Annotated in this window: 7 protein-coding genes and 1 tRNA gene; 6 read left to right on the top strand and 2 right to left on the bottom strand. The window is 63.2% G+C overall.

Features of this window, described 5'->3' with window-relative positions:
• Nucleotides 1–24: 24 nt before the first annotated feature.
• Nucleotides 25–1,383 carry a 3-phosphoshikimate 1-carboxyvinyltransferase gene (aroA, locus tag NKI19_RS28165; protein WP_352565245.1) on the bottom strand — a complete coding sequence of 453 codons (1,359 nt, stop codon included), beginning with the start codon at nt 1,381–1,383 and terminating at the stop codon, nt 25–27.
• A 195-nt stretch (nt 1,384–1,578) separates the two neighbouring features.
• Here aroA and NKI19_RS28160 point away from each other — a divergent pair, with 195 nt between their 5' ends.
• Together NKI19_RS28160 and NKI19_RS28155 are read left to right on the top strand one after the other, a co-directional pair.
• A complete protein-coding gene (locus tag NKI19_RS28160) occupies nt 1,579–1,968 on the top strand; it encodes a TIGR02300 family protein (RefSeq protein ID WP_023676282.1) in 390 nt (129 codons plus the stop codon).
• A gap of 163 nt (nt 1,969–2,131) precedes the next feature.
• Nucleotides 2,132–2,207: transfer RNA gene (locus NKI19_RS28155), tRNA-Ala, on the top strand.
• Nucleotides 2,208–2,441: 234 nt separating this feature from the next.
• On the opposite strand, the gene NKI19_RS28150 is transcribed toward NKI19_RS28155, so the two are convergent.
• Entirely contained in the window at nt 2,442–2,990 is a 549-nt protein-coding gene (locus NKI19_RS28150; RefSeq protein WP_352565243.1) for a hypothetical protein, read from the bottom strand.
• A 44-nt stretch (nt 2,991–3,034) separates the two neighbouring features.
• Between NKI19_RS28150 and NKI19_RS28145 the strand changes: the two genes are divergently transcribed.
• The 4 genes from NKI19_RS28145 (at nt 3,035) to NKI19_RS28130 (ending at nt 13,503) form a co-directional block, all read left to right on the top strand.
• Nucleotides 3,035–8,746: a HAMP domain-containing protein gene (locus NKI19_RS28145; protein ID WP_352565258.1), complete on the top strand. Its 5,712-nt coding sequence runs from the start codon at nt 3,035–3,037 to the stop codon at nt 8,744–8,746.
• Between the two features lie 52 nt (nt 8,747–8,798).
• The gene (locus NKI19_RS28140; protein ID WP_352565241.1) at nt 8,799–10,835 is read left to right on the top strand and encodes a PAS domain-containing hybrid sensor histidine kinase/response regulator; all 2,037 of its coding nucleotides are present in this window, start codon (nt 8,799–8,801) and stop codon (nt 10,833–10,835) included.
• Nucleotides 10,786–11,802: an alpha/beta fold hydrolase gene (locus tag NKI19_RS28135; RefSeq protein WP_352565239.1), complete on the top strand. Its 1,017-nt coding sequence runs from the start codon at nt 10,786–10,788 to the stop codon at nt 11,800–11,802. The genes NKI19_RS28140 and NKI19_RS28135 overlap by 50 nt, the downstream gene beginning before the upstream one ends.
• A 201-nt stretch (nt 11,803–12,003) precedes the next feature.
• Complete coding sequence (locus NKI19_RS28130) at nt 12,004–13,503, top strand: helicase HerA domain-containing protein (protein ID WP_352565237.1); 1,500 nt, start codon at nt 12,004–12,006, stop codon at nt 13,501–13,503.
• Nucleotides 13,504–13,777 lie beyond the last annotated feature (274 nt).

Here is a 13,777-nt window from a genome sequence, read left to right as displayed (position 1 = left end):
CCAGCGTTTGTGATTGCCATCAGGCTACTCGATCTCCGCGCCGAACCCCTTCATCAGCCCCATGAACTCCGGAAAGCTCGTTGCGATCATCGCCTGGTCGTCGATGGTTACCGGTTTTTCCGTCGCCAGCCCCATCACCAGGAAGCTCATGGCGATGCGGTGGTCGAGATGGGTCTGGACGATGGTGCCCTGTCCGTTGGGATGCTGGCCGAGGCCCTTGCCGCCGGGTTTTCCGCGCACGACAAGCGAGGCCTCGCCTTCGCTGCAGTCCACGCCGTTGAGCTTCAGCCCTTCGGCAACTGCCGACAGCCGGTCGGATTCCTTCACCCGCAGTTCTTCCAGCCCGAGCATCAGCGTTTCGCCCTCGGCGAAGCTGGCCGCCACGGCAAGCACCGGATATTCGTCGATCATGGTCGGTGCCCGTTCGGGCGGCACGGTGACGCCTTTCAGTTCGGAATAGCGTACGCGCAGGTCGGCAACATCCTCGCCACCTTCATTGCGCGGATCGATTATGTCGATCCGGGCGCCCATTTCCTGCAGCGTCAAAAGGAGACCCGTGCGGGTCGGGTTCATCAGCACGTTTTCGATGGTGATGTCCGAGCCCGGCACGATCAGCGCCGCCACCAGCGGAAAGCCGGCCGAGGAGGGGTCACCAGGCACCGCGATGGTCTGCCCGGTGAGCTTGCCCTGGCCTTCGATGAAAATGTGGCGCACGCCGCGCTCGTCGGTCTCGATCGACAGATTGGCGCCGAACCCCTTGAGCATCTTTTCGGTGTGGTCGCGCGTCATGACCGGCTCGATGACGGTGGTGATGCCCGGCGTGTTCAGCCCAGCCAGCAGCACCGCCGACTTGACTTGTGCCGATGCCATCGGCACGCGGTAGGTAATCGGCGCGGCGTGCTTGGGCCCGTGCAGCGTGATCGGCATGCGGTCGCCGGGCGTCGCCCTCAGCACCTGCACGCCCATTTGGCGGAGCGGTTCGAGCACGCGGCCCATCGGCCGGCCCGACAGCGAGGCGTCGCCGATGAAGGTGGTTTCCATGTCATAGGTACCGACCAGGCCCATGGTGAGGCGTGAGCCCGTGCCGGCATTGCCGAAATCGAGCGGGCCTTCCGGCTGCAGCAGCGCGCCGTTGCCGGTACCGCGGATCACCCACTCAGCGCCATACTTCTCGATATGAGCGCCCATGGCCTTCATGGCAGCGCCCGTACGCATTACATCCTCGCCTTCCAGCAGTCCGGTGATGCGGGTTTCGCCGGAGGCCAGGCCACCGAACATGAACGAGCGGTGCGAGATCGACTTGTCGCCCGGCACCCGTGCCGCGCCTGAAAGGCCAGATGATTTGCGGGCGGTGGCCTGCTTCGGGGCGGCAGTGTGCGACATGGTTCTTTCCTGGGAAACGCCGGCGGCCGGCCATTTTCGTCTGGTTTGCGCGGTCTCCTATCATGGCGGACCGAAATGGTCATCCCCTTGGTACGAAGGCCTTCGAATTCAAGCTTTTTGAGACGCCGGCTTTTCGCTTTGACAGCGCCGTAAACTCTGGTTAAGGGGACCAAACTTTCATCGACGAGGCTTGCTGTGGCAAAACCCGAACTTGGCACCAAACGTATCGACCCGGAGACCGGTCGAAAATTCTATGACTTGAACAAGGACCCGATCGTCTCGCCTTATACGGGCAAGAGCTATCCGCGCTCCTATTTCGAGGAAGGCAAGATCGCCGCCCTCGAGGAGGAAGAGGAAGTTGCCGAGAAGGAAGTGGACGCCGAAGAGGAAGAGGGCGTCGAGGTCGTTTCGCTCGAAGAGGCGGACGAGGACGCGAAGGCCGATGAGCTTCCCGATCTCGGCGACGACGAGGACGACGTCGACCTTGGCGATGACGAGGATGACACGTTCCTCGCCGACGAGGAGGAAGAAGACGACGACGTTGCCGACATGATCGGCGTCGGCGAGGACGACGACGAAGTCTGAGCGAACCGCATTCGCCGGCAATCGCCGCTCTGCCTAGAAAAAGCGGTTATTGAAGACTTGATATTGACTGAAGGCGGGGTTAGAAGCCGCCTTCACTAGCGGCGCGGTCTAGAACCCGCGCCGGATCTCTTCGCCGGAAACGGCGCCGGTGAACTGCCGGAGTGGGGCCATAGCTCAGTTGGGAGAGCGCTTGAATGGCATTCAAGAGGTCGTCGGTTCGATTCCGATTGGCTCCACCAGTTCTCTCCGCGAAAATCAGCAGAACGGCCGCCCGTCCGGGGTGGCCGCCGCCTATCGCGGAACCTAGCTGAGACATAAACAAGTATGATTGGCCGCCCGGCTTGGGCTCGCCGCTCCATTCAAAAGTAGTGAGCCCGCGCCCGGTCAGTGCATTTTTCCGGCCGCAGTTTGAACCGTGAGCACCGGGTCTCGACCAGGCAGCGGGCTGAAAATGACGGCTGAGCAAAACTCCGTTACTTGTTGCAGTTCTGCATATCCGACGTCATAGCGCCGCTGGGGGTGTTGTTGTCGGTATCGCTGCCCGCCGTATCCTTGCAGCGGTCCTCCATACCGTTTGTCTGCGGCGTGGTGGCGTTCGTTGCGTTCGGATCGATCGTGTTCGGGGTACTTGCGCTGCCGGTCCCGGTGTTGCCGCCGGAAGTGCCTGTGTTGACGCCGGTATTGCCATCGGTGCCACCGGTCCCGGAGCCCATCGATTGTGCCATGGCAGATGTGGCCAGGCCGATAGCAAGTATGGATGCAGAGAGAATTTTCATCATCTTAGTGTCTCCATCGAGTTGCATCGCTCTATCGCGATCTATACCAACGAGAGTTTTTTCGAGATGTTCCGTTGGGCAGAAATATTGATCGATACAATCACAATGGATCTTTGTTGCTCGTCGTTTCATGAATTCGGCCACGAAATTCCGGCCGCATAGCGGCAATTTCGTCTGGAACCAAATCGAGCATGCCGCGTTGTTGCGCTTGCGGGGAGTTGTGTCGGCCGCAGGGGACAGTTTCACCAGGACATTCAGGAAATCCGTGAGCTGGGAGGGGCGCTGTGAGCGTGCTTGCATCCACAAGGCAATTGGATCACCGTCAAATACTGAACGCGCTGAAGGCTTTTCGGAGCGGTGATTTCTCTGTTCGCATCGACAATGTCTACGCCGGCCTCGATTCCGAGATCGCCGATACCTTCAACGAAATCGTAGAACTCAACGATCAGGTCACGCGCGAGTTCGAACGCCTCAGCAAGGTCGTCGGCAAGGATGGCCGGATCGGCGAGCGCGGCCGTGTCCGCAACGCCACCGGCAGCTGGGAATCGAGCGTCCGTTCCGTCAACGATCTGATTGAGGACATGGTTCAGCCGACGGCCGAAGTGGCGCGCGTCATCGGCGCGGTCGCCAAGGGCGACCTGTCGCAGACGATGATGGTCGAAATCGACGGCCGGCAGTTGCGTGGCGAATTCCTGCGCATCGGCAAGATCGTCAACACCATGGTCGGGCAACTGGCCTCCTTCGCCTCGGAGGTGACGCGCGTGGCGCGCGAGGTCGGCACCGAAGGCAAGCTCGGCGGCCAGGCCCGCGTGAAAGGTGTGGCCGGGACCTGGAAGGACCTGACCGACAACGTCAACGCCATGGCGACGAACCTGACCGGGCAGGTGCGCAACATCGCCGAGGTGACGACCGCCGTCGCTTCCGGCGACCTGTCGAAGAAAATCACCGTCGACGTAAAGGGCGAAATCCTCGAGCTCAAGAATACCATCAACACGATGGTCGACCAGCTCAATTCCTTCGCCTCGGAGGTGACGCGCGTGGCGCGCGAGGTCGGCACCGAAGGCAAGCTCGGCGGCCAAGCGCGCGTCGAAGGTGTCGGCGGCACCTGGAAGGACCTGACCGACAACGTCAACCTGATGGCCGAAAACCTGACCGGCCAGGTGCGCAATATCGCCGAGGTGACCACGGCTGTGGCGCTTGGCGACCTGTCGAAGAAGATCACGGTCGACGTCAAGGGCGAGATCCTCGAGCTGAAATCGACCATCAACACCATGGTCGACCAGCTGAACTCATTTGCCGGCGAAGTGACGCGCGTCGCCCGCGAAGTCGGCACCGAGGGCAAGCTCGGCGGCCAGGCTCAGGTGCGCGGCGTTGCCGGCACCTGGAAGGACTTGACCGACAACGTCAATTCGATGGCCGAGAACCTGACCGGCCAGGTCCGCAACATCGCCGAGGTGACGACCGCCGTCGCTTCGGGCGACTTGTCGAAGAAGATCACCGTCGCGGTGCAAGGCGAAATCCTCGAGCTCAAGGACACCATCAACACGATGGTCGACCAGCTCAATTCCTTCGCCTCCGAAGTGACGCGCGTCGCCCGCGAGGTCGGCACCGAAGGCAAGCTCGGCGGCCAGGCCGAGGTGAAGGGGGTCGGCGGCACCTGGAAAGACCTGACCGATAACGTCAACCTGATGGCCGCCAACCTGACAGGACAGGTCCGCAACATCGCCGAGGTCACGACGGCAGTGGCCCGCGGCGACCTGTCGAAGAAGATCACCGTCGACGTCAAGGGCGAAATTCTGGAGCTCAAGGACACCGTCAACACGATGGTCGACCAGCTCAATTCCTTCGCCTCGGAAGTGACGCGTGTGGCGCGCGAAGTGGGTTCAGAAGGCAAGCTCGGCGGCCAGGCGCATGTCGAGGGCGTCGGCGGCACCTGGAAGGACCTGACCGACAACGTCAACGCCATGGCCGGCAATCTGACCGTGCAGTTGCGCGACGTCTCCAAGGTGGCGACGGCAATTGCGACCGGCGACCTGACCCAGAAGATCACCGTCGATGCGTTGGGCGAGATCCTGCAGATCAAGGACGTCATCAACACGATGGTCGACCAGCTCAATTCCTTCGCCTCCGAGGTGACGCGCGTGGCGCGCGAGGTCGGTTCGGACGGCAAGCTCGGTGGCCAGGCGCAGGTGCGTGGCGTTGCCGGCACCTGGAAAGACCTGACCGACAACGTCAATGCGATGGCTGCCAACTTGACCGGTCAGGTGCGCAACATCGCCGAGGTGACCACTGCGGTGGCGCTGGGCGACCTGTCGAAGAAGATCACGGTCGATGTGCGCGGCGAAATCCTCGAGCTCAAGGACACCATCAATACGATGGTCGACCAGCTGAATTCCTTTGCTTCCGAAGTGACGCGTGTGGCGCGCGAGGTCGGTACCGAAGGCAAGCTCGGCGGCCAGGCGCAGGTGCGCGGCGTTGCCGGTACCTGGAAGGATCTGACCGACAATGTGAATTCGATGGCCGAGAACCTGACCGGCCAGGTCCGCAACATCGCCGAGGTGACGACGGCGGTGGCGCGCGGCGACCTGTCGAAGAAGATCACCGTCGACGTCAAGGGCGAGATCCTGGAGCTGAAATCGACGATCAACACCATGGTCGATCAGCTGAACTCCTTTGCCGGCGAAGTGACGCGTGTCGCCCGCGAGGTCGGCACCGAGGGCAAGCTCGGCGGCCAGGCGCGGGTCGAGGGTGTCGCCGGCACCTGGAAGGACCTGACCGACAACGTCAACCTGATGGCGACGAACCTGACCAACCAGGTGCGCGGCATCGCCGAGGTCGTGACCGCGGTCGCGCAAGGCAATCTCAAGCGCAAGCTGACGGTCGATGCCAAGGGCGAGATCGCCTCGCTCGCCGACACCATCAATGGCATGATCGAGACGCTGGCGACCTTCGCCGACCAGGTGACCAACGTCGCCCGCGAAGTGGGCATCGAAGGCAAGCTCGGCGGCCAGGCCCGGGTGCCCGGCGCTGCCGGCCTTTGGCGCGACCTGACCGACAATGTCAATCAGCTCGCCGCCAACCTGACCACCCAGGTGCGCGCCATCGCCGAAGTGTCGACGGCGGTGACCAAGGGCGATCTGACCCGCTCGATCAGCGTCCAGGCCTCCGGTGAGGTCGCGGCGCTGAAAGACAACATCAACGAGATGATCCGCAATCTGAAGGACCAGACGCTGAAGAATGCCGAGCAGGACTGGCTGAAGACCAATCTCGCCCGCTTCTCGCGCATGCTGCAGGGCGAGCGCGACCTGGCCACGGTCTCGCGTCTGATCATGTCCGAACTCGCCCCGCTGGTGAATGCGCAATACGGCGTGTTCTACGTGACCAACCGCGACGAGGATGAATTCTATCTGGAGCTGGCCGCCTCCTATGGCGCCGAAAGCAAGGCGGAGATCAAGCAACGCCTCGATCTGCGTGAAGGCCTCGTCGGGCAGAGTGCCGCCGACAAGCGCGCCATCATGCTGGACAATGTGCCGCCGAATTTCCTGCGCGTCACCTCCGGCCTTGGCAATGCCGCGCCGGCCAACGTGATCATTCTTCCGGCTCTGTTCGAAGACGAGGTGAAGGCCGTCATCGAACTCGCCTCGTTCAGCGAATTCCGCGACACGCACCAGTCGTTCCTTAACCAGCTGATGGAGTCCGTCGGTATCGTTCTCAACACCATCGCCGCCACCATGCGCACCGAAGGCCTGCTCAAGCAGTCGCAACTGCTGACGTCGGAGCTGCAGGCACGACAGACCGAGCTGACCAAGAAGCAGGAGGAACTGCACGCCACCAATGAGGAGCTGCAGGAAAAAGCGCAGCTCCTCGAGAACGAAAAGAAGCAGGTGGAGAACAAGAACCTCGAAATCGAGATGGCGCGACGGGCGCTGGAGGAGAAGGCCGAGCAGCTGGCGCTTACCTCGAAATACAAGTCGGAATTCCTCGCCAATATGAGCCACGAACTGCGCACGCCGCTGAACTCGCTGCTCATCCTTTCAAACCTCCTCGCCACCAACCAGCAAGGCAATCTCAACGACAAGCAGGTCGAGTTCGCGCGCACCATCAATTCGGCCGGCACCGACCTTTTGAGCCTGATCAACGACATCCTCGACCTGTCGAAGATCGAATCGGGCACCGTCTCGATCGATATCAACGACATGCCGGTGGTGCATCTTCGCCAGCATATGGAGCGAACCTTCCGGCAGCTGGCGACCGACAAGGGACTTGGCTTCACCATCAATGTCGATCCCGAGCTTCCGGAGACCGTCCGCACCGACGAGAAGCGCTTGCAGCAGATCGTCCTCAATCTGCTGTCGAATGCGTTCAAGTTCACCTCGCAAGGCGAGGTCCGCTTGAATTTCCGGGCCGAAAAGACGGGCCGTCACAACGGTTCGGCGCAACCGATGGAGGCGCTAGCGATCGTGGTCAGCGATACCGGCATCGGTATTCCGCAGGACAAGCAGAAGCTGATCTTCGAAGCCTTCCAGCAGGCCGACGGCACCACCAGCCGCAAATATGGCGGCACCGGGCTTGGGCTGTCGATCAGCCGGGAGATTGCCCGGCTGCTCGGCGGCGAGTTGCGGGTCGAGAGCACGCCGGGCAAGGGTTCGACGTTCACGCTGGTCATTCCATTCGATGGGCCCCGGATGGCCTCGGCCCCGCAAGCGGTGTTGCTGCCGGCGATGGAGGTTGCCGCGACGACGGCGCAGCCAAGCTCGCCATCCTCCGAATTGCTCGATGACCGCGATACGATCTCGCCGGAAGACCGGGTCGTGCTGATCGTCGAGGACGACCCGACCTTCGGCGGTTTGCTGCTCGGCCTTGCACGTTCGGCCCGGCTGAAAGGCGTCCTGTCGACCGCCGGCTCCGGCACGCTGGCTTTGGCCCGCAAGCTGGTTCCCGACGCGATCACGCTCGATCTCGGCCTGTCGGATATCGACGGCTGGGTGTTGTTCGACCTGCTCCGCCATGACCCGAAAACCAAGGACATTCCCGTCCATGTCATCTCGGGCGCCGAAGATATCGAGGTGCTTGCCCGCAAGGGTGCATCCAGCATTTCAACCAAGCCCGTGTCGTCGGACGAACTGATGAAGGTCTTCCATGACATTCACTCCAGAAAGCTCCGCGTCCAGAGCCGCGTCCTGATTGCCGATCCCGATCCCGAGCGCCGCCTTTCGCTGATCGACGCGATCCGCGACGGCGTCACCTCGGTCACCGCGATCGGCCGCGTCGCGGCGAATGCGGACGATATCGGCATCGCCAACTATGATGCAATTGTGCTCGGCTTTGGCCGCTCGGCCAAGGACAACGCCCAGATGCTGGACGAGATTGCCGTCCTGTTCGGGCAGTCGGTGTCGCGGCTGCTGTTCTTTGCGCCGCATCCGGAAGCGCTGCAACAGTCGCTCGCCTTGCATCCGGCATTGGCGGATGTTCCGCGGGCGGAGAATTTCGCGCAGCTGGCTCTCCTGCTATCCGCAACGCTCCCCGGGCGAGGCCACGAAAACGATGATGCGGCAGCCGAACAGCCGGACAAGTTCGACCTGGCCGGCGCAAAGGTCCTCATCGTCGACGACGACATCCGCAACATCTATTCGCTTACCAGCGTTCTCGAGACCTATGACATCCAGGTGCTGCATGCGGAGCGCGGTCGGGAAGGTATCGCGCTTTTGGAGCAGAGCCCGGACATCGATGCCGCACTGATCGATATCATGATGCCGGAGATGGATGGCTACGAGACGATGCGGCAGATCCGCGGCATGCCGGCGATCGCCCATATCCCGTTGATCTCGGTCACCGCCAAGGCAATGAAGGGCGATCGGCAGAAGTGCCTCGACGCCGGCGCTTCCGACTACATCGCCAAGCCTGTCGACCTCGATCTGCTGCTGGCATTGCTGCGTGTCTGGATCGGCCGTTCGCGATCCCGTGTCCATGGTCCGGAAAAGACGCTCATGGCAGTGAACTGACGGCCGCTCGATGCAGAAACTGTCGAGGCACGGAGCAAGAAAGCTGGAGGTCATGGCGCCGGCAGCGGGGCCGGCAAAGGCGCGCATCCTGGCCGTGGATGACGACGAGCGCAATCTGCTGGCGATCGGCGAGGTTCTGGCCCCTATCGGTGATGTCGTCTGCGTGCAGTCGGGCGAAGAGGCGCTGCGCGCTCTGCTGAAGGAGGATTTCGCCGTCATCCTGCTGGACGTGCTGATGCCCCGGCTGGACGGCTACGAGACGGCGGGACTGATCCGCCAGCGCGAGCAATCCAGGCGAACGCCGATAATTTTTCTTACCGCCATCAACAAGGAAGACGCCCACATGCTGCGTGGCTATGACGCCGGCGCGGTGGATTACGTGTTCAAGCCTTTCGACCCGGCCATGCTGCGTTCCAAGGTCGCCGTGTTCGTCGAACTTCATGAGAAGACGCTCGAAATCCAGCGAAAGGCGGCTGCCGAGCAAGGGCTGCTGGCCCAGGCACTGCAGGCGCAGAAGGAAAAGCTCGAGGCCGAGCGGGCGCTGCGCAGCGCCCAGGAGCGGCAGCATGCCATTTTGAGCTCCCTTCCGGTCTGCTTCCACGCAAGGGCGGCGGAGCCGCCGTTCAGCGCCAGCTTTGTCACCGAAGGGGTCGAACGCCTGACCGGCTTTCCTGCCGAACGGCTGACCGCCGATCCGGGCTTCGGCCTGAGCCGGGTTCATCCCGACGATCTGCCGAGCGTGAGGCAAGCCCTGCTCAACGCCAAGGCCACCGGCTCCTACACCTGCGAATTCCGCTGGCAATGCGCCGACGGCAATTACCGGATTTTCCTCGACCAGGGCGTCCTGTCGAACGGCTCCGACGGCCAGAGGCCAGAAATCCTCGGTACGTTGCTGGACGTTACCGAGCGGCGCGAGCTTGAGAACCAGTTGCTGCAATCGCAGCGCCTCGACGCGATCGGCAAGCTTACCGGCGGCCTGGCGCATGATTTCAACAATCTGCTTGCCGCAATACTCAGCGGATTGGGATTGCTCGAGCGCCACGCCGAGTTCGATGGACAGACCAGGCAGGTTCTGGAACTGACGCGCCGGTCGGCAAAACAGGGCGCCGAGCTCGTCAACCGCATGCTTGCGTTCTCGCGCCGCCAGACACTGAGGCCACAGGCCGTGCGCCTCGGCGCGCTCGGCGATACAATGAACGGATTGGTGGCCCCGGTCCTGGGGGGCCTGATCCGTTTCGATTGGCTTGTCGACGATACTGTGTGGCCGGCGCATGTCGATGCCAGCCAGCTGGAGCTGGCGCTGATGAACCTGGTCTTCAACGCGCGCGATGCCATGCCGTCCGGCGGCACGATAATCGTGGAGGCGCAAAATCGAACGCTAGGCCGTGCAGCCGAGGATATTTCGGCGGGCGACTACGTCGTGGTCACCGTCAAGGACACGGGGTCGGGCATACCGGCCGATATTCTGGCCAAGGTCGTCGAACCGTTCTTCACGACAAAACCGGTCGGCAAAGGCACTGGCCTCGGTCTGAGCACGGTGCATGGCTTCGTCAAGCAATCGGGCGGCACGCTCCGCATTGAAAGCACCGTCGGCAGTGGAACATCCGTCCAGCTCTGGCTGCCGCGTTCAATCGAGCGGCCGGTGGAAATCGCCGAGAAATCCGATGCCGACGACACCGTCGGGAATGCCGGCGAGGACTATCCGTCGGTCCTGCTGATCGACGACAGCAGCGTATTGCGGGAACTGACGGCGCAATCGCTTCGCCAACATGGCTTTGCGGTGACCTGTGCGGGGGGCGGTGCGGAAGCGCTGGCGATGATCGAGCGGGCGCCGTACGATTTCGACGTCATCGTCACCGATTTTGCCATGCCGCTCGTCTCGGGCCTGGAGGTCATTCGGTTCGCCCGCAATCTGCGAGCCGATTGGCCGGCGGTGATGATAACCGGATATGCCGACGCCGACGCGATCGCCGACCGGCCCCGCGACGTGCCGCTGCTCGGCAAACCACTGCGCGAAAAGGACCTGATGGAGAGCATTCTTGCAGCGGCCGCACCGGCTCGCAGAGGGCCAAGCAGGCCCAGCCGGTGAAGAAGCGGACCATTGGAACCTGACGTACAGGTTGTCGTTGGATAGGTCGTTAGCTGCGTTAGGATCGGAGGAAAGACTGATGGCGACAGCGGACTGGCCTCTTCCTGAACGCTTCACCTTTCAAGGGAACTCGATCGCCTGGGGCGCGATGGGCGAGGGCTCACCCGCGGTATTGCTGCATGGCACGCCTTTCTCATCGTCGGCATGGCGTAGAATTGCGCCTTTGCTCGGCCAACAGAGGCGAATCTATTGCTTTGACATGCTCGGCTATGGTCGATCCGACAAACCCGACAGCGACGTGTCCCGTGGCATGCAGAACGAGCTTTTCGCGGCCCTTTACGATCATTGGGGCCTGCGTAACCCCGATATCGTTGCGCATGATCTCGGCGGCTCAACAGCGTTGCGCGGTCATTTGCTCAATGGGCTCGACTACCGGTCGCTGGTTCTGATCGATCCGGTCGCAATCAGCCCGCAAGGCTCGCCACTTGTTCAGGCCGCCAGGAAACACGAGACGGTCTTTTCCGGCCTCCCGCACTACATTCACGAAGCGATCCTGCGCGCCTACATCGGCGGCGCCGTAGCGAATGCGCTACGCGAGGAAGAGATGGCGCTTTACCTCGCGCCGTGGCTGGGAGCCGAAGGCCAAAAAGCCTTCTGGCGCCAGGTCGCTCAGATGGATGACAAATACTCGCAAGAGGTCGAGTGGCGATACGGTGAGATTCGTTGCCCCGTTGCCATCCTGTGGGGCGAGGACGACCAGTGGATTCCCATCGCCGACGGTCGCGAGCTCGCGCGCCGCATTTCGAGCGCTTCCTTCCACGTCGTGCCGAACGCGAAGCATCTTATGCAGGAGGACGCGCCGGAAGCGATCGTGGCGACAGTGCTTGGCTTCTGGCGAGACCTGGAGGAGCGGGCAAATGCCCGCAAAAAATCGGCTTCGGCCGCTCGATCTCCACCGCGTCAATGACCGCGTCGGGCGCCTCTATCCGGTAGCCGATGCGAAGGACAGGAATCCACTCCTTAGTGGCAGTCTTGAATCGAAACGGTACGGTTCGTATCGTTGACTTTGGCAGCATCCAGCCTGTGCGCAACACGGAGCGCCGGCCATGGCGCGCTCGACGGGCTGTGATGCGGTTGATAAGCCCTCTCCGTAAGGAGAGTCGAAGACATGACCGTTGCGATCGAGATGGGCCAGACGAGCGCAGGTGTCCCGGCGGCGCTGGATCTTGAGGAGTTGCTGGCTACGCGGCTTTTGGTGCAGGGCAATTCGGGCTCCGGCAAATCCCATCTGCTGCGCCGGCTTTTGGAGCAGAGCGCGCCCTGGGTGCAGCAGACGATCATCGACCCCGAAGGCGACTTCGTGACGCTGGGCGACCGTTTCGGCCATTTGGTGATCGATGCCGAGGAGCATACCGAGCGCGGCCTGCAGAGCGCCGGCGAGCGGGCGCGCATTCACCGCGTCTCCACGGTGCTCAATCTCGAGGGGCTCGACGCCGAGAACCAGATGCGCCGCGCCGCCGCCTTCCTCGGCGGGCTTTTCGAGGTCGCCCGCGACCACTGGTACCCGATGCTGGTGGTGGTGGACGAGGCGCAGCTGTTCGCGCCGGCTGTGGCCGGCGAGGTTTCGGACGAGGCGCGCAAGCTCTCGCTCGGCGCCATGACCAATCTGATGTGCCGTGGCCGCAAACGCGGGCTGGCCGGCATCATCGCCACCCAGCGGTTGGCCAAGCTCGCCAAGAACGTCGCCGCCGAGGCTTCCAATTTTCTCATGGGCCGGACCTTTCTCGATATCGACATGGCGCGCGCCGCCGACCTTCTCGGCATGGAGCGGCGCCAGGCCGAGGCTTTTCGCGACCTCGAGCGCGGGCAATTCATGGCGCTCGGCCCGGCGCTGTCGCGCCGGCCGCTCGGCTTGCGCATCGGCCCAACCGACACAAGTCCGCGCAACGCGACCCCGCGCCTGATGCCGCTGCCGGAAGCGGCACTGGAGGATGCCCGCGCCATCATCCTGGCGGCGCCGCCGCCGGAAACCGTCCGGCCGCAGCGCCGCTCGTCGCCGGACCTGCTCGATCAGCTGATGGCGGCAAAATCGGCGGCGCTGGAAATCCGCCCCGAACCGGTGGAGCCGCCGATCAGCGCCGAGGATCTGGCCGAGCGGCGCGAGCGCGTCGACCGGGTGCTGCGTGCCGTGCTGGCGCAACCCGATGCCGGCTTCCGGGTCATCGGCGTGCTCTACCAGGAGTTCGTGGTCCGCTGCCGCATCGAAGGCCTCGCCTCGGTCGTGCCGGAATTGGCCGAATTCCGCCGCATGCTGACGCGGGCGCGGGCCGGCCTCGGCGCCGACATGGCAGGCGACGATGCCTGGCTGGACGTCTCGGCGCGCGCCTCGCTGCTGCCCGAGGACATGCAAGGCGTCTTCATGATGATCGCCCGCGCCGCGAAGGAAGGCTGGCCCTGCCCGAGCGACGCCGCGGTCGCCCGCGCCTACGGCTCCCACTCGCTACGCCGCGCCCGCCGCCTGCTGACCTATATCGAGGAACAGGGGCTGATCGTGTGTCAGCTCGACGGCGTCGGGAGGCGGACGGTGACGCTGGTGGAACTGGCCTGGGCGACGGCACCGGGCGATCCAAATGCGGAGGAGGTGGAGCAGCGGAGGTTGGTGGTGTGAGATTGGCGCCACGCTGCTCGACGCGCTGATTGGGATCGAGGTACGGCGGCGGGCTGATCGGCAGAAAGCCGCTACGGCTCTACATTGCCGGCGCGGTCACGGTGATGATCGGGTACATGCGCCCTGAGAGCATCCATGCCGTCTCCCAGCGGAGAAAATCCTGATGCTGGCTATTCTGCAGCTTGCCGCCGCCTCGGTGGGACCGTCTGCTGGCTGGTGGCGGTCAAATTGCGCGCTATCCTGATACTCTTGCTCAAGTGTCTACTCTGTGGCG

Source organism: Mesorhizobium sp. M0751, from assembly GCF_040320265.1.
In the GTDB taxonomy this organism is placed as follows: domain Bacteria; phylum Pseudomonadota; class Alphaproteobacteria; order Rhizobiales; family Rhizobiaceae; genus Mesorhizobium.
The sequence above is the reverse complement of the archived record's forward strand: the minus strand, read 5'-3'. Positions and strand labels throughout refer to the sequence as shown.